This is a genomic window from Pseudomonas sp. ADAK13, assembly GCF_012935715.1.
In the GTDB taxonomy this organism is placed as follows: Bacteria; Pseudomonadota; Gammaproteobacteria; order Pseudomonadales; family Pseudomonadaceae; genus Aquipseudomonas.
In genome coordinates, this window is record NZ_CP052860.1 from 863,949 (window position 1) to 885,263 (window position 21,315).

The 21,315-nt window shown below is 61.3% G+C and carries 15 protein-coding genes; 7 read left to right on the forward strand and 8 right to left on the reverse strand.

Translation table 11 applies throughout. The annotated features are described in order from the left end of the window. Positions 1 to 33 precede the first annotated feature (33 nt). From HKK54_RS04145 to HKK54_RS04160, 4 genes are all read left to right on the forward strand, one after another. Entirely contained in the window at positions 34 to 1,653 is a 1,620-nt protein-coding gene (locus HKK54_RS04145; protein ID WP_169386217.1) for an FMN-binding glutamate synthase family protein, read from the forward strand. 20 nt (positions 1,654 to 1,673) lie between these two features. Further along, positions 1,674 to 1,958 (forward strand): putative quinol monooxygenase, encoded by a 285-nt coding sequence (locus HKK54_RS04150; RefSeq protein ID WP_169386218.1) that lies wholly within the window; start codon positions 1,674 to 1,676, stop codon positions 1,956 to 1,958. A gap of 64 nt (positions 1,959 to 2,022) precedes the next feature. Continuing rightward, complete coding sequence (locus HKK54_RS04155; RefSeq protein ID WP_169386219.1) at positions 2,023 to 2,319, forward strand: cupin domain-containing protein; 297 nt, start codon at positions 2,023 to 2,025, stop codon at positions 2,317 to 2,319. Between the two features lie 142 nt (positions 2,320 to 2,461). Then, positions 2,462 to 3,586, forward strand: coding sequence for an OpgC family protein (locus tag HKK54_RS04160; protein WP_010170253.1), 1,125 nt, complete (start codon positions 2,462 to 2,464; stop codon positions 3,584 to 3,586). Positions 3,587 to 3,631: 45 nt separating this feature from the next. Here HKK54_RS04160 and HKK54_RS04165 read toward each other — a convergent pair whose 3' ends face one another. Next, complete coding sequence (locus tag HKK54_RS04165) at positions 3,632 to 5,044, reverse strand: amino acid permease (RefSeq protein ID WP_010170255.1); 1,413 nt, start codon at positions 5,042 to 5,044, stop codon at positions 3,632 to 3,634. 637 nt (positions 5,045 to 5,681) lie between these two features. On the opposite strand from HKK54_RS04165, the gene HKK54_RS04170 reads away from it, so the two are divergent. The 3 genes from HKK54_RS04170 (at position 5,682) to HKK54_RS04180 (ending at position 14,691) form a co-directional block, all read left to right on the forward strand. After that, on the forward strand, positions 5,682 to 6,140 hold the full coding sequence (locus tag HKK54_RS04170; protein ID WP_169386220.1) for an REP-associated tyrosine transposase: 459 nt from the start codon (positions 5,682 to 5,684) through the stop codon (positions 6,138 to 6,140). Between the two features lie 167 nt (positions 6,141 to 6,307). After that, positions 6,308 to 9,418 carry a transglycosylase domain-containing protein gene (locus tag HKK54_RS04175; RefSeq protein ID WP_169386221.1) on the forward strand — a complete coding sequence of 1,037 codons (3,111 nt, stop codon included), beginning with the start codon at positions 6,308 to 6,310 and terminating at the stop codon, positions 9,416 to 9,418. A 140-nt stretch (positions 9,419 to 9,558) separates the two neighbouring features. Continuing rightward, complete coding sequence (locus tag HKK54_RS04180; RefSeq protein ID WP_169386222.1) at positions 9,559 to 14,691, forward strand: NEL-type E3 ubiquitin ligase domain-containing protein; 5,133 nt, start codon at positions 9,559 to 9,561, stop codon at positions 14,689 to 14,691. Positions 14,692 to 14,759: 68 nt separating this feature from the next. On the opposite strand, the gene HKK54_RS04185 is transcribed toward HKK54_RS04180, so the two are convergent. The 7 genes from HKK54_RS04185 to HKK54_RS04215 are packed head-to-tail and all read right to left on the reverse strand — an operon-like array spanning position 14,760 to position 21,304. Next, positions 14,760 to 15,728, reverse strand: a complete 969-nt coding sequence (locus HKK54_RS04185) for a fimbrial protein (RefSeq protein WP_169386223.1) — start codon at positions 15,726 to 15,728, stop codon at positions 14,760 to 14,762. Positions 15,729 to 15,769: 41 nt separating this feature from the next. Next, positions 15,770 to 16,318, reverse strand: a complete 549-nt coding sequence (locus HKK54_RS04190; RefSeq protein WP_169386224.1) for a fimbrial protein — start codon at positions 16,316 to 16,318, stop codon at positions 15,770 to 15,772. 11 nt (positions 16,319 to 16,329) lie between these two features. Further along, a complete protein-coding gene (locus HKK54_RS04195; protein WP_010170269.1) occupies positions 16,330 to 16,809 on the reverse strand; it encodes a fimbrial protein in 480 nt (159 codons plus the stop codon). Positions 16,810 to 16,822: 13 nt separating this feature from the next. Beyond that, the gene (locus HKK54_RS04200) at positions 16,823 to 17,320 is read right to left on the reverse strand and encodes a fimbrial protein (RefSeq protein ID WP_169386225.1); all 498 of its coding nucleotides are present in this window, start codon (positions 17,318 to 17,320) and stop codon (positions 16,823 to 16,825) included. A gap of 10 nt (positions 17,321 to 17,330) precedes the next feature. After that, positions 17,331 to 17,912 carry a fimbrial protein gene (locus HKK54_RS04205; protein WP_169386226.1) on the reverse strand — a complete coding sequence of 194 codons (582 nt, stop codon included), beginning with the start codon at positions 17,910 to 17,912 and terminating at the stop codon, positions 17,331 to 17,333. Between the two features lie 21 nt (positions 17,913 to 17,933). Next, positions 17,934 to 18,695, reverse strand: coding sequence for a fimbria/pilus periplasmic chaperone (locus tag HKK54_RS04210; protein WP_010170275.1), 762 nt, complete (start codon positions 18,693 to 18,695; stop codon positions 17,934 to 17,936). Beyond that, complete coding sequence (locus HKK54_RS04215) at positions 18,692 to 21,304, reverse strand: outer membrane usher protein (RefSeq protein ID WP_169386227.1); 2,613 nt, start codon at positions 21,302 to 21,304, stop codon at positions 18,692 to 18,694. The genes HKK54_RS04210 and HKK54_RS04215 overlap by 4 nt, the downstream gene beginning before the upstream one ends. Positions 21,305 to 21,315 lie beyond the last annotated feature (11 nt).

Genomic DNA, 21,315 nt, shown 5'->3' on the forward strand with positions numbered 1-21,315 from the left:
CGACCTGTAGAGTTGAACCTGAGGAAAAACCGTATGAGCCTGTCGTTACTAAGCCGTTACGCGTTCTTTGCCGTCTGCGTCATTTTCACCCTCGCCAGCATGCCGTTTATCGAACACGAATGGCTGTGGCCGATCGCCGTGGTCACCGGCATTCTCAGCCTGATCGGCATTTTCGACCTGATGCAAAGCCCCCACGCGGTGCGCCGCAACTACCCGATCCTGGGCAATATCCGTTACCTGGTGGAAGGCATCCGCCCGGAAATCCGCCAATACCTGCTGGAATCCGACAGCGACGCCCTGCCCTTCTCCCGGGCCCAGCGCTCGCTGGTCTACTCCCGTGCCAAGAATGAAAGCGCCGACAAACCGTTCGGCACGCTGATCGATGTGTACCAGTCGGGCTTCGAGTTTATCGGCCACTCCATGCGCCCCGCGCCGTTGAGCGACCCCAGCGCCTTTCGCGTGATCGTCGGCGGCCCGCAGTGCAAGCAGCCGTACTCGGCCTCGGTGTTCAACATCTCGGCCATGAGCTTCGGCTCGTTGAGCGCCAACGCGATTCGCGCCCTCAACCAGGGGGCCAAGCTCGGCAATTTTGCCCACGACACCGGCGAAGGCAGCATCAGCCCCTATCACCGGGAAAACGGCGGCGACCTGACCTGGGAACTGGGCAGCGGCTACTTCGGCTGCCGCACCAGCGACGGCCGTTTCGACCCGGAACGCTTCGCCGTGCAGGCGCAGAACCCGCAGGTGCGGATGATCGAAATCAAGATGAGCCAGGGCGCCAAACCGGGCCACGGCGGGATCCTGCCCAAGCACAAAGTCACCCAGGAAATCGCTGATACCCGCGGCATCATGATGGGCGAAGACTGCATCTCGCCGTCGCGGCACAGTGCGTTTTCCACCCCGATCGAGATGATGCAGTTCATCGCCCAGTTGCGTGAGCTGTCGGGCGGCAAGCCAGTGGGCTTCAAGTTCTGCCTGGGCCACCCGTGGGAATTCATGGGCATCGCCAAGGCCATGCTCGAAACCGGCATCCTCCCGGACTTTATCGTGGTGGACGGCAAGGAAGGCGGCACCGGCGCCGCGCCCGTGGAGTTCACCGACCACATCGGCGTGCCACTGCGCGAAGGCCTGCTGTTTGTGCACAACACCCTGGTGGGCCTGAACCTGCGGGACAAGATCAAGCTGGGCGCCAGCGGCAAGATCGTCAGCGCGTTCGACATCGCCAGCGTCCTGGCCATCGGCGCCGACTGGGCCAACTCGGCGCGGGGTTTCATGTTTGCCATCGGCTGCATCCAGTCGCAAAGCTGCCACACCAACAAATGCCCCACCGGCGTGGCCACCCAGGACCCGCTGCGCCAACGCGCCCTGGTGGTGCCGGACAAGGCCCAGCGGGTGTTCAACTTCCACCGCAACACCCTGAAGGCCCTGGCCGAAATGCTCGCCGCCGCCGGCCTCGATCATCCGTCGCAACTGTCGGCCAAGCACCTGGTGCGGCGCATGTCGGCCACCGAGATCAAGCTGTTCTCGCAGCTGCATGTGTTCCTCAAGCCTGGGGAACTGCTGACCGGCGAAGTGAACGGCGAGTTTTATTCGCGCATGTGGCAGATGGCACGGGCGGACAGTTTTGAGCCGAATGAAATCGCGGCGGCTTAACTTTTTAACGGAACGATACGATGCTGAAAGTGATTGCCGAAGACTTCATCAAACCCGAACACCTCGACACCGCGCGCCCGTGGTACGCCGAACTGGTGGAGAAAACCCGCCAGGAACCGCTGTGCATCGCCTACGATCTGTTCGTCGACCAGAAAGACCCCGGGCACTTTATCTTTGTCGAGCAATGGCCCGACCAGGCCGCGCTGGATACGCACTGCCAGACGGAACACTTCACCCGCCTGGTGCCGCAGATCAACGAGTACCAGGCCCAACCGTGCCGGGTGTTGTTGATGGACGCCTTCTGAAAAGATAACCCTTTCCTGCTGAACCGGACCACCGAACGGCATCGTTGAAACAAGGAGCTTCACCATGCCGTTACTGGACTTCACCGCCCTCGCCGCACAACTGCCGGACACCTGGAAATCCACCCGCCTGGGCCAGGTCGGCCCGGCGCGGATCAAGGTGCTGCGCATGGATGCGCAGGCCTACGCAGAAGAAACCCACGACTACAACGAAGGCCTCCTGGTGATCGACGGCCATTTGCGCCTGTCGATCGGCGAGCAGGCCGTCGACGTCGGCGCCGGCCAGATGTACCTGGTGGAAGCCGGCATCGCCCACGCCGTACTTGCCGGCAGCCACGGCACGCTGGTGATCATCGATGTTTAAACGCCGCGATGAGACATTCAGTAAAAACTGAGCTTTGCAATTGCTTACAAATACCGCCAACCTGCGCCCGCCCGACGTACGGCACGACTAAAGCCGTCGCCTGCTTGTCATTACTAAACCCCTTGTTCAAGAGCCCGCTGCCATGCTGAACGGACGCGACCCGCGCATCGATTTTTTTCGGGGCCTGGCGTTGATCTTCATTTTCTGGGATCACGTACCCCACAACCCTCTCGGCCAGATCACCCTGCGCAACGTTGGCTTCAGTGATGCAGCGGAAGTCTTTGTGTTCCTGGCCGGTTATGCGGCGGTGCTGGCCTACGGCAAGATCCTGCAGCGCGACGGCTATTTGATCGCCTGCGTGAAGATTTGGCGACGCACCTGGGTGCTGTATGTGGTGCATATCTTTCTGCTGGCGATGCTGATGGGCATCGTGTTCTTCGCCAACAGCCATGTGGAAACCCGCGACCTGGTCGAAGAGATGGGCCTGACGCATTTCGTCACCCACCCCCAGCAAGCGTTGGTGGATGAGCTGCTGTTGCGCTTCAAGCCCAACCTGATGGACCCGCTGCCGCTGTATATCGTGCTGCTGGGTTGCCTGCCGCTGGTGCTGCCGTTGCTGCTGCGCAAGACCTGGGCGGTGGTGGCGGTTTCGCTGGCGGTGTACCTGTTGGCACCGCACCTGGGCTGGAACCTGGCGGCGATCGCCGACGGTGTGTGGTACTTCAACCCGGTGACCTGGCAGTTGCTGTTTGTGCTGGGCGGTGCGGCGGCGATTCATGCACAGCAGCCACGCCCGGCAGAAACCCGCAGGCTGCTGCGTCAGCCGTTGTTCGTGGCTGCGGCGGTGTACGCAGTGGTGGCGGGGGTGCTCACGATCTCTTGGCGCTGGCCGGAGATCCACGACGCGCTGATGCCGTCGGTGCTCAGCGACCTGCTGTACCCCATCAGCAAGACCGACCTGTCGCCCGTGCGTTTGCTGCACTTCCTGGCGCTGGCCTATGTCACCGCCAAGCTGCTGCCCGGCCATGGCTGGACGCAAAACTGGCTGGCACAGCAAACCTGCCGCATGGGGCGTTACTCCCTCGAAGTGTTCTGCCTGGGGGTGCTGCTGGCGCCATTGGCGGACATGGTCAATGCGATCACCGGCGATGCCTTCGCCATGCAAATCTTCACCGCGATGGTGGGCGCCGGGCTGATGGCGCTGCTGGGGGCCTGGCTGGACTTGAACAAGCGGCTCACGCAACCGACACGCGTCGCTACCGCCTGAAAAACAAAAAGCCCCGAAAGGGGCTTTTTGTTGAGCACCGAAAAATCAGCTCGCGGTGCGCGCCGCAGCCTGGGTCGGCTGCAACTTGAACACATAGAACAACACCGTCAGCAGCACCAGGAACGCCGGGCCGACATACAGCGCCACGCGGGTATCCGGGAAGTACGCCATCAGGCCCACCACCAGCAGCAGGAACGCCAGCGCCAGGTAAGAACTGACCGGGTACAGCCACATGCGGTACTTGAGGGCTTTTTGCTCGGCCGGGCTCAGGCTCTTCCGGAACTTGAGCTGGGCCAGCAGGATCATCAGCCAGGTCCAGATCGCGCCGAAGGTGGCGATGGAGGTCACCCACACAAAGACTTTTTCCGGGACCATGTAGTTGAGCAGCACGCCCAGCAACAACACGAAGATCGACAGCAGCAGCGCCTTGCGGGGTACACCGTTGCTCGACGTGGTGCCGAACGTGGCCGGGGCCTGGCCGTTCTGCGCCAGGCTGTAGAGCATGCGCCCGGTGCTGAAGATACCGCCGTTGCATGACGACAACGCCGCAGTGATCACCACGAAGTTAATGATGCCGGCGGCGGTCTTGATGCCAAGACGCTCGAAGGTCATCACGAACGGGCTGCCCTGGGTGCCGATTTCGTTCCACGGGTAGATCGACAGGATCACGAACAACGCACCGACGTAGAACAGCAGGATGCGCCAGAACACCGAGCCGATAGCACTCGGGATGGTCTTCTGCGGGTTCTTCGCTTCACCGGCGGTCAGGCCGATCATCTCGACGCCCAGGTAGGCGAACATCACCATTTGCAGGGACATCAACACGCCCGTTACGCCGTTGGGCAGGAAGCCGCCGTGGGCCCACAGGTTGGAAATCCCCAGCGCCACGCCGTCGTTGCCGAAACCGAACGCGATGATGCCGACGCCGCCGATCACCATGGCAATGATGGTGACGATCTTGATCAGCGCGAACCAGAACTCGAACTCACCGAACGCCTTGACCGCGATCAGGTTGATGGTGCCCATGCTGACCAGTGCACCAAGGGCCCAGATCCAGCGGGGCACATCGGGGAACCACACGCCCATGTACACGGCGACGGCGGTGATTTCCGCGACGCAGGTCACCAGCCACAGGAACCAGTAGTTCCAGCCGGTGAGAAAGCCCGCCAGCGGGCCGAGATAGTCTTGTGCATAACGGCTGAACGAACCGGCGACCGGGTTGTGCACGGCCATCTCGCCGAGGGCGCGCATGATCACCAGGATCGCCAGGCCGCCGATGATGTAGGACAGCATGATTGCCGGGCCGGCCATTTCAATGGCCTTGGCCGAGCCCAGGAACAGACCGACACCGATACAGGCGCCGAGGGCCATCAAGCGAATATGCCGTTCGCCGAGTTCGCGTTTCAGCGGACCGCCCTGAGCGGTCTCGCCATGGGGCAGGTGATTGCCAGCTGGCATAGGGATACAACCTCGTCTTGTTATTGGATATGAGCCACCGAGTCCGGGGCGTCGCGGCGGGTGGCCGGGGCGTCCTGATAGCGGGCCTGCCTTTTGGGCAAGACCGTCTGGCCGGGCCAGATCAGCGGGGGTGCAGTATAAAAAGCTAAACCCAGGGGTTTTCACTCTATAAACGACAAGATTCAGCGGGAAATCGCGGTAAAGGCCCCTTTGGCGGAGGAGCATTACCTGTTCCGCGTAGGAATCATCGCCAACAAACGGCGGCGAGTATTGCACGGTAATGGTGCAGCGTCATGCCCCTACCTTTGGCGGATTTACCGGTGGGGGGAGGCTCTAGGGCGACAGTTGTGGGTCATACGCATGACCTGTGGAGAGAGGTTTCTCCTGTGGCGAGGGGGCTTGTCCCCCGTTGGGCTGCGAAGCAGCCCCAGTAAAGACACCGCATTTCTTCAGGCAGATCCTCATGGCAGGTTTTGGGGCTGCTTCGCAACCCGACGGGGGACAAGCCCCCTCGCCACAGACAAGCCCCCTTGCCACAAAAAGGTACCTACGCGAAACACGCTGACACTGAACTGCAAGGGAGCACTCCACAGCAACTGCTAGCGTCAATTGACTACTTCCCCCAAGGAGCAACGGAATGCTTCACCAGCCCAACTCTCATCTATTACGCCGTGGTCGATATTCAGAATCAGGCCGCCCTTACCTGATCACCGCCGTAGTTCACAATCGACAGCCCCTGTTCAACGACTTCCACTTGGGAAGACTACTGGTAGCAGAATTCAGGAAGACCCATGAATTGGGCATGGTTGACTCTCTGGCATGGGTTGTCATGCCAGATCACTTTCATTGGTTGTTTGAGCTGCAGGATACAAAGTTGTCGCACGCCGTGGGACGGACCAAATCCCGGAGCACCCTCACCATTAATCGCGCACGCGGAAGCAAAGAGCGATTCTGGCAACTCGGCTACCATGACCGAGCAGTGCGTACCGATGAAGACCTTCGCAAAATCGCCCGCTATATCATCGCCAACCCGTTGCGTGCGGGTCTGGTCGAGAACATTGGTGACTACCCGCTGTGGGATGCTGCCTGGCTCTGATTTTTCCTGTGGCAAGGGGGCTTGTCCCCTCACCACAAAAAGCCCCTTCCCCACAGAACGAACGATTTCGTCTCAGGAAGCGAATATTCACAAATCCCCCCCACTCGCCCACCACCGTCTAAGCTTCAACCAAGTCCGATCAATCTACGTAAATGGATCAATCGACTATGGGCGCTTTATGGCAAAACGCTTCGACCAAGGCTGCGGTATCCACCGATAGCCCGGATGAACAGCCATTGCCACAAAGCCCCCCTCCCCGCCGGCGATTGTGGTGGCGGCTGGTCTGGCTGGTGCTGCTGATTGCGCTGATCGCCCTGGGCTTTGCCGCCCTGAGGGAAATGCACACCTCACGGCTGCAGGCCAAAACCTTCACCGACCTCGCGTCAACCCTCACCTACCAAATGCATGCAGGCCCAAGCGATGCGCGGGTTTATCCCGGGGCCGGGCCGTTCGACAAGCGCCTGGGCTACAGTGCCCTGGGCGAATTCCTGCCGCGCCTGATCAAGCGGGACTACCTGATCCAGGCACAAGCACGCTTCTCCCCCGACCTGATGGTCTACGCCCAGCGCGGCCTGTTTGTGCCCTACCCGGAAAAGATCCAGGCCGGCCTGACCATCACCGATTGCCGCGCCGCGCCGTTGTATCAGTTCACCTATCCACAGCAGTTCTACCCACGCTTCGCGGCGATTCCGCCGGTGGTGGTCAACAGCCTGCTGTTTATCGAAGACCGCGACCTGCTGGACCCGAAAAATCCCCAACTCAACCCCGCCGTGGACTGGCCGCGCTTTGCCAAGGCCGCCTGGTCACAGGTGGCGAAGCTCTTGCACCTGCCCGGCCAGACGGCAGGCGGCAGTACCCTGGCCACTCAACTGGAGAAATACCGCCACTCGCCCGACGGCCTGACCCTGTCCGGCGGCGAGAAAATCCGCCAGATGATTTCCGCCAGCGTGCGGGCTTACCAGGACGGCCCGCAAACCCTCGCCGCCCGCCAAGACATCGTGCGCGACTACCTCAACAGCGTGCCCCTGTCGGCGGTACCCGGCCACGGTGAAGTGCACGGCATGGCCGAAGGTCTGCGCGTGTGGTACGGCGCCGACTTCAACCAGACCAATGCATTGCTCAACAGCACCGACCCCAAACAGCTGCCACAAAAAGGCCTGGCCCTGCGCGAGGTGTTGTCGCTGATGATCGCCCAGCGCCGCCCGTCTCATTATTTGTCCAAGGGCCACAAGGAACTGGCCGACCTCACTGACAGCCACATCCGCCTGCTTGCGCAAAACAACGTGATCGACCCGGCGCTGGCCAAGGCTGCCCTCGCCAGTAAAATCACCTACCGCGACTGGCAACAGCAGCCAACGATCCAGCCGATCGAAAGCAACAAGGGCATCACCGTCGCCCGTACGCGCCTGGCCGCGCTGCTCAACCAGCCGCTGTACGACCTCGACCGCCTCGATCTCGCCGCCACCAGCACCTTGCAAGCCGACCTGCAACGCCAGGCCAGCGCTTACCTCAAGCACCTCGCCGACCCGGCCTTCGCCGCGCAGATCGGCCTGATCGGCCCCACCTTGCTGACATCCGCCAGCACCGCCCAGGTGCGCTACAGCTTCAACCTCTACGAGATGACACCCGACGGCGCACGGGTGCGGGTGCAGACCGATAGCACCGACCAGCCCTTCGACATCAACGAGGGCAGCAAGCTGGAACTGGGCTCCACCGCCAAGCTGCGGGTGATGACCACCTACCTGCAAATCGTCAGTGAACTGCACGACAAATACGGCGCGATGCCGGCTGCCGAGCTGCGCAAAGTCCCAGTGGACGACCAGGACCGCATCACCCGCTGGGCCCTCGACTACCTGACCCAGAACAGCGACCGCAGCCTGCCGGCCATGCTCGACGCGGCCCTCAATCGCCAATACTCGGCCAACACCAGCGAAGGTTTTTTCACCGGTGGCGGCCTGCACCACTTCCACAACTTTCGCAGCCAGGACAACGGCCGTAACCCGACGTTGATCGAAGCGTTGCGCGAGTCCATCAACCTGCCGTTCATTCGCCTGATGCGCGACCTGGTGCGCTACAGCACCTACCAGGGCCCGAACAACAGCGCCGAATTGCTCAAGGACGACAACGACCCGCGCCGCCAGGAATACCTGGCCCAGTTTGCCGACCGCGAAGGCACCACGTTCCTGCTGAAGTTCTGGAAAAAGTACCGCAACAAGAACACCCAGGCCCGCCTCGACACCTTCCTCGACAGCATGCACCCCACCGCCATACGCCTGGCCGCCGTGCACCGCTACCTGCTGCCCAACGCCAGCCAGTCGAGCTTCAACAGCTTTATCCGCTCACACCTGAGCAGCGTGAAAAGCACCGAAAAACTCACCGACGAGCGCCTCGACAAGCTCTACCAGAACTACGGCCCGGGCGCCTACGACCTGCCCGACCAAGGCTATATCGCCAAGGTCCACCCACTGGATTTGTGGCTGATGGGCTACCTGCTGAACAACCCCGACGCCACCTTCACCCAGGCCACCGCCGCCAGTGAACACGAGCGCCAGGAGGTTTACAGCTGGCTGTTCAAAAGCCGCCACAAGAGCGCCCGCGACAGCCGCATCCGCACCATGCTGGAGATCGAAGCCTTCCTCGATATTCATCAGCGCTGGCAAAAAGTCGGCTACCCGTTCGACCACCTGGTGCCGTCGCTGGCCACCGCCATCGGCAGTTCCGGCGACCGCCCGGCCGCCCTCGCGGAACTGGTGGGGATCATCCTCAACGACGGCGTGCGCCAACCCACGCTGCGCATCGACAGCCTGCGCTTTGCCGCCGACACGCCTTATGAAACCCGCCTGATCAACGACCCCAATCGGGGCAAGCGGGTCATGCCATCGGAGGTCGCCACCGCCCTGCGCGGAGCCTTGTCGCAAGTGGTGGACGCCGGTACCGCACGCCGCGTGTCCGGCAGTTTCAACCTGGCCGACGGCACACCGCTGGCCATGGGCGGCAAGACCGGCACCGGCGACAACCGGATCGAAGCCATCGGTGCCGGCGGGCGGATCCTCAGCTCCAAGGCGATCAACCGCACCGCAACGTTTGTGTTCTATATCGGCGACCACCATTTCGGCGCGCTGACCGCGTTTGTACCCGGCGCCTCGGCCCAGGGTTTCAAGTTCACCTCGGCGTTGCCGGTGCAGGTGCTCAAGGGCATGGCGCCGATTCTCACGCCCTATTTGCAGCCGGGAAACAACACCCTGTGCCAGGTACTTCCCACTAACGCCGCGCGCTGAAAAGCAGGGGCTAGACATGCGCTTTATAGGCGCATTTTTCCGCTGGTTCCGTGCGGTTTTCCAGCCAGTATTCGAACTTATCCAAAGCCCCCGCCCTGAATAGACTGAATGGCAATTCTTGTTTTATTCAGGTTCTCCCCATGCCCGACCCTCTTTCCCAAACGCCCGCCGATGACTTCAAAGGTGCGCATTACCAACACTTCAAAAACGCGCTGCCCCTGTGGATAAAAAGCGCCTCACCTGAACGTGTGCGATCACTCAAAAACACCCCGCGCCAGACCGCCCGGCCTTATCCACAGGCCTTGAATCATCCGCAGCTCAAGGCTGCAATCGCCGCCCAATGGCACAGCCAGAACCGCCTGGACCAGACCTTTCGCGACCTCAATGACGTCCAGGCCTTTGCCGAACCCTTGCTCAAAAATGCGCTGGCCTACTACGGCGACATCGACGTCCGGGCCACCTTCATCCGCCTGTATGCCAAGGCCGACCTGGCCTGGTGGGCACGGGACATCACCGAAGGCGTGACCAGCCGCACGGTGTCTTTACTGGAGGCGGCCCTGCACAACTTCGCCGCCTCCGACCGCTTTGTGGACCATGCCTTTTTGTCTGCCGAAGACCCGCGCGGGCAACGCGACATCCTCACCCTGCGCCACCGCAGCACCGGCGCCGTGCTGACCGCCGAGCAATTCAAGGACATCTGCCGCGCACTGGACATCGGCGCCCGCTACCAGGTGCGCCTCAAGGAAACGCTGGGGTTCAACGACCGCAGCGTGGCACGCACCCTGCGCCTCGACGTGATTGCCAGCCAGAAAAACGCCCTCGCCGTCGCCGCCCACCTGGCCCTGGCCAAGCGCGATATTGCACCGGACGCACACAGCGCATTGCTCAGCCTGATTGCCGGCCAGCAACCCCGACTTGATGGTCGCCTGCTCAAGCCCTACACCCTGCGCCTGATGAACACCGCTCTGACGGGAATCGTGGTGTTCTGCCCCTCCCCCGACTCGCCGATCCCCCTTGGCCGGCTGCTGGCCTATGTGCCCGAAGACCCCGAGCACCCGCTCAAGGAATACCCGTCACCTGCCGCGCTCATGCAGGCACTCACCCGCCAGTTGCGTGACACCCAGCGCTACCAGGCGTTTTTCAGCCAGTTCGTGGCACAGGCGGAACGGGGCTATTTCTTTGCCAACCTGAATAGCCGTCTCAGCCGGGTGCGCTGGCACCAGAAGGCAGCCACCGACCCCGAGCCGACCTGGAAAGACACCCCGGTGGACACGCCCAACCTGCAATTTCGCCTGCAGGACATTGCCGAGGATTATCAGAACCGCTCCAGCCTCAGCACCGAAAATGACCTGTGGAACTACCAGTACCGGCTCAAGCTGAACAAGGTGCTCAATGATGCCCAGGAGATCGCCGTGTCCACCGCCCTCGCCGACCGGCACGCGCGCTGGGCGTGGTGGGACAATCTGGAAAAAATCCTTTCGGACATCCTCAATGTGGCGTTGCTGGTGGTGACACCCTTTGTGCCGGTGCTGGGGCAATTGATGCTGGCCTACACGGCTTATCAGCTCGCCGATGACGTGTTTGAAGGCATAGTCGACTGGTCCGAGGGCCAGGGGCTTGAAGCCACGGATCATCTGCTCGGAGTACTAAGCAGTCTTGAGCAATTTGCCTTGTTTGCCGCCGGCAGTGCCTTGGGCTCGTTCGCACGCGTGAAGCTCTCGGCGTTTGTCGAAGGGCTTAAACCGGTGGAAATGCCCGACGGCGCCCTGCGCTTGTGGAACCCGGACCTCGCGCCCTATGCGCTGAAAAACCTGGAGCTGCCCATCGATGCAAAACCCGACACCCGCGGGTTACATCAACACCAGGGCAAACAGATTCTGGCGCTGGACAACGACCATTACGAAGTGCACACGGTCGCCGAAGAAGGCATCCATCGCATCCCCCATCCGCAGCGCCCGGGCGCCTACGCGCCGAAGGTATTTTTTAATGAGCAGGGCGCCTTCGCCCACGAGGCGGAGCAGCCCCGCAGTTGGGACAGCACCACCCTGATGCGTCGCCTCGGGCACCGCACCCAGGCCTTCAGCGATCTCGAACTGCAGCAGGTACGGCGCATCAGCGCCACCGACGAAGACGTGTTGCGCGGCGTGTACGTGTACAACCGGCCCACACCGCCGTTGCTGGAGGCGACGTTCAAGCGCTACGAAGCCTGGCATGTCGCAAAAGAAGCGAGCGAGACCCTGCGCGCCGGCTCGCCGCTGCCCGCAGACCCGTCATCGGCGTGGTTCGAACAGACCGTCACCGAGCTCCCTGGCTGGCCGGAAAACACCGCGTTGCAGGTGTTCACCCGTGCCGACCTGACCGGGGATTCACGCACCTACACCAAGCCCGATGCGCTTCCAACCGCAACCCTGAAAGTCAGCCTCGGGGACGTGATGGCCGGAAAATTGCCGGAGAAGGTGCTGGGTTTTCTCGACGACAGTGCCGTGCGCACCTTGCTCGGCCGGGACGTGCCCGATACTGAACGGGTGCAGGTGCTGCGGGATCAGTTGGCCGACTATGTGGCCACGCAAACCGGCGACATCGGGCAATACATCCACCAGATCAAGGACCAGTCCAGCGACCCGTTCGTGCGTCTGCTGCGTCAACCATTGCCCGATCTCGACTCAACCCTTGCCCAATCCGTCGTCCAGACCGCCAACCGCACCGAGCGCCAAGCCATGGAAGAAAATCACCTGCCACTGCGGCTGCTCAACCAGGCCCAGGAACTGGGTTTCGTCGCCGACGCCAACCAGGCCTACGCAGGCTTTTACACACCCTGGCCCATCACGCCGGGCACCGAACGCATGGCCCTCAACACCCTGAAACTGCACAGCGATGCCTTCGCCGACCTGCACCTGGAGATCCGCGAGCAGACCCCGGACGGCCCGTTGCGCTGCGAGGCGGGCCCGGCGAACGCATCGCAACGGCGGATTCTGGTGCGCAAAAATCACCAGGGCTATGAAGTGTTCGATCAGGCCCAACAGCGATTGAGCGGGCTCGATGACCTGTATGAATCGCTGCTGCACGCCGTCCCCGTTCCGGGCCAAAAACCCGGCCAGGGTGCCGAGCTGAAACGCTGGTTGATGGAGAAACTCCACACCCTCGCCGAGCGCCGCCGGGTGCTGGCGCGACCACCAGAACGCAGCACGGTGGACAAACAGACCAGCCAGTTGCTCAGGGGCCCCGGCGCCAGCCGGCACCCGCGTGCGCCTCAGCACACCGAAGCGACCCACAGCCGGGAAGTCCTGCAACTGTTGTTTCCTTCAATGGGCGAACAACGACTCAACCGATTTATCGACAACATCGGCCCCGCGCAGATGCGCACCGTCCTCAATCAACTGACGGCCGAGAACCACAGGCTGCGCAGAGTGCTGGAAACGTGGAAGCGCGCCCCCAGCCGCCACCCCAAGGACAGCCGGGATTACCGCGCAGAAAAAGCCGCGAGGCATTTTGTCGCCGATGCCCTGTACCGCTGCTGGGAAGACCGCATGGCCGAACACACCGATGCCTGGGGCCATGTGCAGCAGGGTGCCGAACTGGACCTGCGAGGCATCGTCTTGCCCGACAGATTGCCCGACCTGCACAGCGGTTTCGAGCACGTGACCCGCCTGGTGATTACCCACAACACCTTCTCCGAGGACCACGCGCCGTTTCTCCAGGCCTTCCCGGCCCTGCGCTCGCTGGACCTGAGCCATAACCAGCTGGATGAACTCCCCGCGGCCATCGGCGACATGCGCTTTCTGAAACACCTCGACCTCAGCGACAACCTCATTGAACTGGATGCCGACGACGAGCCGCGCCTGGCCAACCTGCGACGCATGGAACACCTGATACTGGATAACAACCCCCTGCGCCGCGCACCGGACATCTCAAAAATGCCCAACCTGCGCCGCCTGCTATTGAGCCGAACCCAGATTACCTCGTGGCCCACCGGGATCTTTGTACACCCCGCGAGCCGAGACTTTTTGCTGGACCTGCGAGGCAATCGGATTGAGTGGGTGCCCAACTTCCCGCCGGACACCCCGCACGCCGGACTGGTCGCCCGCACACGCCTCGACCGTAGCGCCTTGTCGAACGAACAACGCCTGCGCTTTGAAAGTTACCGCCTCGCCGCCGGGCTGGACCCCAATCGCACCTACGACCCCAAGGGCGACAGCGGTTATTGGCTGGAAGCGATGGACCCGCAACTGCACGACTATCGCAAGCTGTTGTGGGACACGCTGGAGCAAGAGCATGGCTCCCAGGGGTTGTTTGAAGTGCTCAAGTCCCTGGAGTTGCAAAACCATGCCCAGACCGAGCTGGACCAGCAACGCATTGAAACCAATCGCACCGAACTCACCCAACGAGTATGGCAACTGATCCTCGCCGCCAGCGTCGACACCCCGCTGCGGGAAACGCTGTTCAAGCTGTCGAGTTTCCCCGGCCTGTGTGCCGATGGGGGCGCGCAGATTTTCAACAACCTGGGCATCGAAGTCCTCGCCACCGAGGCCCAACGCTACTCGCTGTCGGACGGCGAACGGGCGAACAGGCTGGTCACCCTGGCCAAGGGGCGCGCGCACCTGAGACAACTGGAAAAAATCATCCAGGAAGACATCGCCCACCGCCTCAAGCCCGTCGACAAAGGCGGCCTGGGCCAACGCCTGCGCTCGGAGATGCTCGATGGGGAACCCGGTGAAGTGGACGAAGTGGAGGTGTACCTGGCGTATCAGACATCTCTGGCAGACAAGCTGGACCTGCCGTGGCTGTCGGACCACATGCTGTACCGGCTGACGGCCAATGTGACTCAAGCGCAGATTGACCAGGCGCACACCACCGTGCTGGAACTGAGTGAAGGCGACGGCCTGGTGAACCAGATGCTGCTCGAACCCTACTGGGAACAGTACCTGCGCGACAGCCACGACCGCGAGTATCGCGACAACGAGCAGCGCTACACCGAGAAGTTTTTCAAGCTGGATGAGTTGCAGGAAGCGCAGGCGCAATGGGCAGGCTCACAGGACCTGGGCCCGGAGCAGAAGGACGCGCTGAAGCAATCGCTCAAGCACCTTGCCGATGAACTGGAGGTGCCCGAAAGCGTAGTGCTCTCGGGCAACGCCCTGTCGGATGAGCTGTACGGCAGGTTGCTCAATGACTTGGGCTACAACGAAAAAGAATGGATGCGCCGCCTGACCCGCGAGGCCATGACCAGGGCCACCGGCATGACCAATCGGCAGACAGTGCTCTCCACCCGACTCTAAACATCACCGTTATCTGGCGAGCAGGCCTGGCTGCTCGCCACAGGTACGGTGCCAGGCCGTGAGCCTTGTCAGGGCACGCCCATTATCAGTACACCGCTCCCGTTTATGGGCCCGGCGGCAGGCAGGGATCCCGATCGCGAGACCAGCGCAAACGTCACATCGTCGCCCCCGGAGTTGTTGGTGATCTGGCTTAGGAACGAGCCGTTTACCCTCACCGCACTCCCCCCACGAACAAGCGCCGTCCCCACATCCGGATTGCTCATCGTCAGCAGGTTTGAATTGAACGACGACGGCGTGCCTTGGTAGGTAATGGTGATCGGGCTGGTAACACTCCCCGGGCCGGGGCACGAGTAGTTCAGCCTGCGGTCGCTGCGCACGGACGTTGTCAGCGGGTCGGTGCCGATTGCCCTCTGGTGTACGTTGCCGAAGTCGATCACGATCGGGTTGTTATTGTTGATCGTGCAGGTTGAGGGGGAGACGGTGAAGTTGTTGGCGGCGGTGTAAGTGACGGTGAGTTGCGACGAACCGCTGCCTGTATTGTTTGTCTGGACTACACGTAGCGTTCCAAGATTGTCCCCTACTCGAATATCAATCGGCGTCACCGGATTGTTGCGCGTCAAAATGTAGGGGGTGATATCGATCGGGTAAATCACCCTGTTGTCAGGCATGGTGTTGGTTCGAATGCCAATAGGAACAGGGGTGTTTCGGAAGACTCCGTTTACTCGTAAGCCGGTGCCTTCCCGAGCGAATTTTGGCCCTGGCGTCCAGGGGGCACCGTTTCCGGTTGTCCAGTAGTCCTCCCCCGCGGAGGGCGTCTGAGGGCCGATGGTATATCGGCATTCAAGCCTCGCCCCTTCGAGTGAGATTCGGTCCGGGCCGGTCTGCAGCAAGACCGTAACAGGAACCTGCAGGTTTATATTCTGGCCGGCACCTACCGTTACGAACGCTCCGCCATTCACACGGCAATCAACGGCCTGCACGGTCGTCGTAACGCCAATCAGGGAGAGGAGCACAATGGCTCCATAAAGTCGTTTCATGTTGTTCTCTCGTTGCTCCGCCTGCGAACTGATGTTCACGACTACGGATAATCCAGCGTAAAAATAGAGCTCACCCTGTAGGCACCATGCCCAATGGTCTGATCCCTGATGGCGTTCGGCTCACCCTGCACATAGGCTTTGAGCTCAATGACGTTGTTGCCATTGGTCAACCGCTGTTCGTCGCTGGCGGTATTCACGGGCAGTAGCTTATTGCTCAGCGTTTCTATACCGAGCCCGATACCTGAGGCGCCGCTTCCACCATCCAGCGCAAACAACCCGGGTAATTCACGGTTCTCCACACCGCCGAACGTGATGCTGACCGACTCGCTGATGGTGGTGTCACAGTCGTCCAGGTGCAGCCTGAAACCTTTGCCCACCGTGCGCGTGTTGATATAGAGGTGCTTGCTGGCAACGTCCCAGAGCTCCAGCGTGATGGCCTCGTCTCCCGGCCGGATCGTGCAAGCCTGCTCGACCAGGTTGCCCTTGAACCTCAGGTTATCCACCGCATGCCCAGTGGAGGTCAGGCCGAAGGTCAGCAGTATTGCCAACCCGGCACATGACCAGCCCTTATGAACCCTTTCATGTCGCATAGACTCGACTCCTACTGGTATTCGGCCAACAACGTGGCCACCGCTGTAAACCGGGCGGGGGCCAGAACAGAACCCGGCTGCTTGACGGGTACCACTTCCAATGTCGGCGGTGACGACAAGGTGATGTCCAGCGGCGTATTGAGTCGAAACGGCAGGTTGTTTTGAAACAGCCGAATACCCAGCTCGGGCACGCTGGTCTGCACCGCTGAGTTGTCAAACGTCGTGGCGGTGCCGTTGATGCTCAACCTCAGCAACCACGGCAGCGTGGAGGGGCCGCATCGGATGGTGTAGCCGACCGTCCTGCGGTATTTCACGCCGTCGACACGCTTTGTGCCGACATCGCCAAAGTCCACTTCAATCGTGCTTCCAGAATCAATCGTGCAGGGCGGGGGTTCGTTCAGCGTTCCAGTGAACGTCACGTTGGCCGACGCACCACTGCAAAGGCCGATGGAACACAAGGCGAGCAACGCTCGCTGCGACCAAAAAGTCATTGATCGTTCCTCATTATTGGTACTCGATCACGAGGGTGGCGGTGGCATCAAAGGCCCCGCCCGTCAGCGTGCTGCCCGCCCGTTTGACCGGCACTGCCTGTACGACGGGAAAGTTGGGATGGGTAAATCTCACCGCCGTATTCAGCGGCCAGTCAGCACCGTTGACGAACAGCTTTACCCCAAGGTCCGCCTTGCGGGTCAAGAGCACGTTGCTATCAAACGCTGCGCCAACGCCCTTGAGCTCCAGGGTCATTGCATTGCTGTAGACAGGGGGCGTGCAACTGACGGTATACGGCACATCCCGGCGATACGTGACGCCATCAATGCGCGTCGTATGCAGGTCATTGCCGAACGGCACATTGAGCGTGCTGCCGCCGTTAATCACACACGGCGGCGGCGCGATGATGACCGCGCGGATGGTCAGGTTGGTTGCCGCCTGCCCACTCTGGCTGACCGCCCACAACAGGCACCCACCGATAAACATGGCTCGCGAGCCGGTTAACTTAGCCATCGCTCTGCCCTTACTCATAGTTGAGCCTGAAATCCACCACGGCCCGAAATGCCCCGCTGGTCAATGGCGCGGAGGTGCGCGTGGGCTGCACATTCCAGGTTTGAGTGCTGTCGCCCAGAGGCAAAAACAGCGGCTCGCCCCTTGAGCCCAGCTGTACATCCCGGCCCTCGACATCGGTCAAACGCAGGCCCATCCCGGTGATGCCCTGCACCTTGACCAGCCGTGGGTCATCGGCATCGGCAGGCGCGTTAAACGCCACCGACAGCACGGGTTGGTGGGCACTCCATGTCAGGTTCCCCGTACGCTCACTGGCGATCTTGCCGGCGGTGCGCTGGCAATCCTTGAAACGCAGCTGAAACGTCTTGGCGGTCGCCTGATCCCCAGGCCGTTGCAACTGGCCGGCAGAGATGGCGCCCAGGTCGATCGTTTGATGGACGGACGTCATCTCCAGGCTGCAAGGCATTTCATGCATGGCCCCGCGGATATTCAGCCGGCCCACCATGCCCTCGATATCTTCTTCATCCAGGGCGTGGGCACTCGCCATCAAGGCCAGTAACAGACAGCCCAAGACCTTCACGTTGTCTAACTTCATGACTTTCTCCGGCAGCAGGCACTACTGACTAGGCTGCGAGGCTTGCACGTTCACGTTGCACGTTTCGCCACTGCAGGTGAACGCCAGCAGCGGGCGTCCGCCGTAATCATTCACGTAGGCCAGATAGGGGGTTGTGCCGAGTGCCTTGGCCGTTGGCCCCATAGTTTGCGAACCTCTCGGCGGGACCATCACCGGCTCGAAACCTTCCACGGTGTTGCCGTCCTTGCTGCTGCGTGCGTCCACCAGAGTCACGTAGTAAGGCGTGGGGTTGTTCACCTGATACAGGTCGCCTTGGCGGGTAAGGGTCAGCTTCTCCTGCCAGGGGGTGGACAGGTCTTGCTGGCTGGGCGCAATCGCTTTGGGCCGGTAAAACAACTTGATCCGGGTTTGCAGGGCAATTTGCAGGGTGTTGGCCTTGTCGCTGCGGGGCGGAATTTCCCTCAGGTTGAAGTAGAAGACGGTCTCCCGATCCTGGGGCAGCGACTTGACCGCCGGCAACGCCTGAACTTTCACCTGGCTTTGTTTGCCGGGCTCCAATCGTTGAACCGGCGGCAGCACGATCAAGGGCGAGGTTATTTTTTTGCCCGCTTCATCCTCGATCCAGCCCTGGGCCAGATACGGCAATTGGGTGTTGTTATTGGTGATGTTCACGCTGGTGGCATCCTTGCCGCCATCAAAAATCACTCGGGTACGGTCCAGGGCAACCGCGGCGTTGGCGCCCTGGCTCAAGGCCAGGGCCAACAGCGCGAAGGCCTGGCAGGTGAGGCGTATGTTCAGCATCATGAGGGTGTGTTCTCCATATCGTTACGCTCGCCGGTCAGCGCTGCTGGCTCGGGCAAGGATTGATCCACGGCTACCATTTGGCAGCGCAGTTGCAGGGCATCGGTCAGGCCATCAGCCGGTAAAATCACAGGCAGTTCGATGAGGCATCGTTCAGCGCCGCCCCAACTGACGATCATCTTCTCGCCGGCCTGAATGCCGCTCAGGTAGACATCCCCGCCGTCATTCACCACCCCGGTGTCCTGCTGTTTCATGTTCTGCACCGTCGCGCCAAAGGGCGGTGCACTGCCATCCGGCAGACGAAGAACAGCCATGGCTTTCGTACCGCTAATCACCTCCAGCGACCGGTAACCAATCGCCCCTTCGGTGAGGGTCAGTTGGGTCACGGATTGAGTGGCTTCGACGTTGTTCGGCAAGCGCTCCAGATCGACGCTGGCCGCCGTACGCTGATAGCTGCTGATATCGGAAATGACCGCCTTGCCGAAGGCGTTACTGCGGGTCGGCGTGCCATAACCCCGTATCGGCACGTCGGGCACACCACCGGTGTCGACCATCAACCGAGTTCCGCCGGCACTGGTTGTACGGTGGAGCGCCGCGCCGTAAGGCGTGAGCGTGCCGCCACCGCGAACAGACGCACTGAGGGTTCGGTTATTGCCTTGTTGGGTACTCGCGCTCAGGTCGATGTCGGCCTGGTCCCCGATATGACTCAGGTAACCGTTGGCGGAGTTATCGCTGGCACCCAACTGGTAGCTGTTGCGCTCGTCGATGCGGTCGCTGAAGCGCGTTGAAAAGCCGTTATCACCCCCGGTTCTACTGGCATCCATCGAGAGTGTGCCGCTGCGCCCGAACGGCAAACTGACTGTCAGCGACATCCCGTTATCCTTATGGTGGTACTCCCGGGTGCGGTAGACGTTCAGCGACATGTTCAGGTTTTTGACGGTGCCAAAATTGAAGTAGCGTGACGCCGACAGGTTCCAGCGCTGGGTCTGCGGCCGGTTCCAGTACGTTTGTTTGTTGTAGCTGGCGTAGACGGTGGCGCCCAGGTCACGGAACTGCTTGTTCACCGTGACTGTATAAAGGGCCTTGTTGCCGCCAATCGGCCTCCAGTGTTCAACAAGCTCACCGTTCTGGTCATACACGCCCCGCCCGCCGAGTTCGCCGTTCATCCCGTAATGCTTGGCATCCAGGTATTGGCTCATGCTCAGGAAGTTCTTTTCGGAGAACCGGTAACCCGCGAAGGTGACCTGGCTGTCGTACTGTTCGAAGTGCTTGGAATATTGAAGCCGGTAGGATTTACCCGTGAGCGTCTCGTTCCAAAGGTGTGCGCGGGACTCTGTCACGTCCACCGAGATGGCCCCGAACGCCAGCAGATCACGCCCCACCCCGGCCGACAGCGCACGGTAGTTGTTATCCAATATCGCACCGCCCAACAGCGACCAGCCGTTGCTGATGCCCCAGGAGAACTCGCCGGTACCAAAGAAGGCACCGTCGTCGTGGTATTGAAGGTTGGACGGCTGCCCGGCAGACAGCTTGTAACGCACCTGCCCGGGACGTGTCAGGTAGGGAACACCGGCCGTATCGAGCTGGAATTTCTGTACCGAACCGTCCTGCTCTTCCACCCGCACATCCAGCCTGCCGGACACGGCGTCATTCAGGTCCTGGATACGAAACGGTCCTGCCGCCACCAGCGTTTCATACAGCACACGGCCCTGCTGGCTGATGATGACTTTGGCATTGGTCTTGGCGACGCCAACCACTTCCGGCGCGTAACCGCGCAAGTTGGGTGGCAGCTGGCTTTCATCCGACTTGAGCCCGGCCCCGGTAAAACGAAAGCTGTCGAACAGGTCCGAATACAGGTAGTCCTCGCCCACCACCAGGCGCGCTTTCATCTCAGGAAGGGCGCGATACGCGTAGTAACGGCTCCATTCCAGTTTTTGCCGCCGGGCCGACGATTCCCGGTCTTTCTCGACACGCCCCTGCCAATCCGCCCTCAGGCGCCAGGCCCCCGCATTGGCCCCGACGGTTCCGTTACCCGTGAGGTCATTGCGGGTACCGTCGTGCCGGCGGTAACTCGACTGCGCCGTCATGTTGTAGTCGACCAGCAGCCCCGGCACCCCTTCATCCCAACGTGAAGGCGGGTCCCAGTTGATGGCGCTGTATTCCAGATAGGCCTGAGGCAGGCTGATGCTCAGCGTGGAGGTGGCCAGGTCGGCGCTCACCTCCATACCGGGCAAGCCTTCAGGGTCCAGGCACTGGCCGTCTTTCCACCAGCGCAGTTTGGCCACGCCGGACTGTTTCAGGCCCAACTGTTCTACAAGTTCCGGGGATAAACAGGCCTGACTTCCCTTGGGATCATTATCAGGAGGATAGAACGCCACTGAGTATTCAGTCATTGGCTGGGTATTTAACTGCACCACCATCGCGTAGTTGCCGGGCAAGATAAACCCGCTGCGTGCAAATCGAGACAAGTCAATATTGGTGCGGTCACTCAGATCAAGCACGTCGGTATTAAATTCAATATCCCCGGCTCCCATTGCAGTTCCTGCCAGTGATATCAACCCGCCAAAGAAGCCCGGGCGAAGCTTATGTATGACTTTCAACGCATTCCACATGCAAGCAACCC

Bases quoted from the DNA above. Each gene is read 5' to 3' on its own strand.
- HKK54_RS04145 (WP_169386217.1), top strand. From the start codon at position 34: ATGAGCCTGTCGTTACTAAGCCGTTACGCGTTCTTTGCCGTCTGCGTC.
- HKK54_RS04150 (WP_169386218.1), top strand. From the start codon at position 1,674: ATGCTGAAAGTGATTGCCGAAGACTTCATCAAACCCGAACACCTCGAC.
- HKK54_RS04155 (WP_169386219.1), top strand. From the start codon at position 2,023: ATGCCGTTACTGGACTTCACCGCCCTCGCCGCACAACTGCCGGACACC.
- HKK54_RS04160 (WP_010170253.1), top strand. From the start codon at position 2,462: ATGCTGAACGGACGCGACCCGCGCATCGATTTTTTTCGGGGCCTGGCG.
- HKK54_RS04165 (WP_010170255.1), bottom strand. From the start codon at position 5,044: ATGCCAGCTGGCAATCACCTGCCCCATGGCGAGACCGCTCAGGGCGGT.
- HKK54_RS04170 (WP_169386220.1), top strand. From the start codon at position 5,682: ATGCTTCACCAGCCCAACTCTCATCTATTACGCCGTGGTCGATATTCA.
- HKK54_RS04175 (WP_169386221.1), top strand. From the start codon at position 6,308: ATGGGCGCTTTATGGCAAAACGCTTCGACCAAGGCTGCGGTATCCACC.
- HKK54_RS04180 (WP_169386222.1), top strand. From the start codon at position 9,559: ATGCCCGACCCTCTTTCCCAAACGCCCGCCGATGACTTCAAAGGTGCG.
- HKK54_RS04185 (WP_169386223.1), bottom strand. From the start codon at position 15,728: ATGAAACGACTTTATGGAGCCATTGTGCTCCTCTCCCTGATTGGCGTT.
- HKK54_RS04190 (WP_169386224.1), bottom strand. From the start codon at position 16,318: ATGCGACATGAAAGGGTTCATAAGGGCTGGTCATGTGCCGGGTTGGCA.
- HKK54_RS04195 (WP_010170269.1), bottom strand. From the start codon at position 16,809: ATGACTTTTTGGTCGCAGCGAGCGTTGCTCGCCTTGTGTTCCATCGGC.
- HKK54_RS04200 (WP_169386225.1), bottom strand. From the start codon at position 17,320: ATGGCTAAGTTAACCGGCTCGCGAGCCATGTTTATCGGTGGGTGCCTG.
- HKK54_RS04205 (WP_169386226.1), bottom strand. From the start codon at position 17,912: ATGAAGTTAGACAACGTGAAGGTCTTGGGCTGTCTGTTACTGGCCTTG.
- HKK54_RS04210 (WP_010170275.1), bottom strand. From the start codon at position 18,695: ATGATGCTGAACATACGCCTCACCTGCCAGGCCTTCGCGCTGTTGGCC.
- HKK54_RS04215 (WP_169386227.1), bottom strand. From the start codon at position 21,304: ATGTGGAATGCGTTGAAAGTCATACATAAGCTTCGCCCGGGCTTCTTT.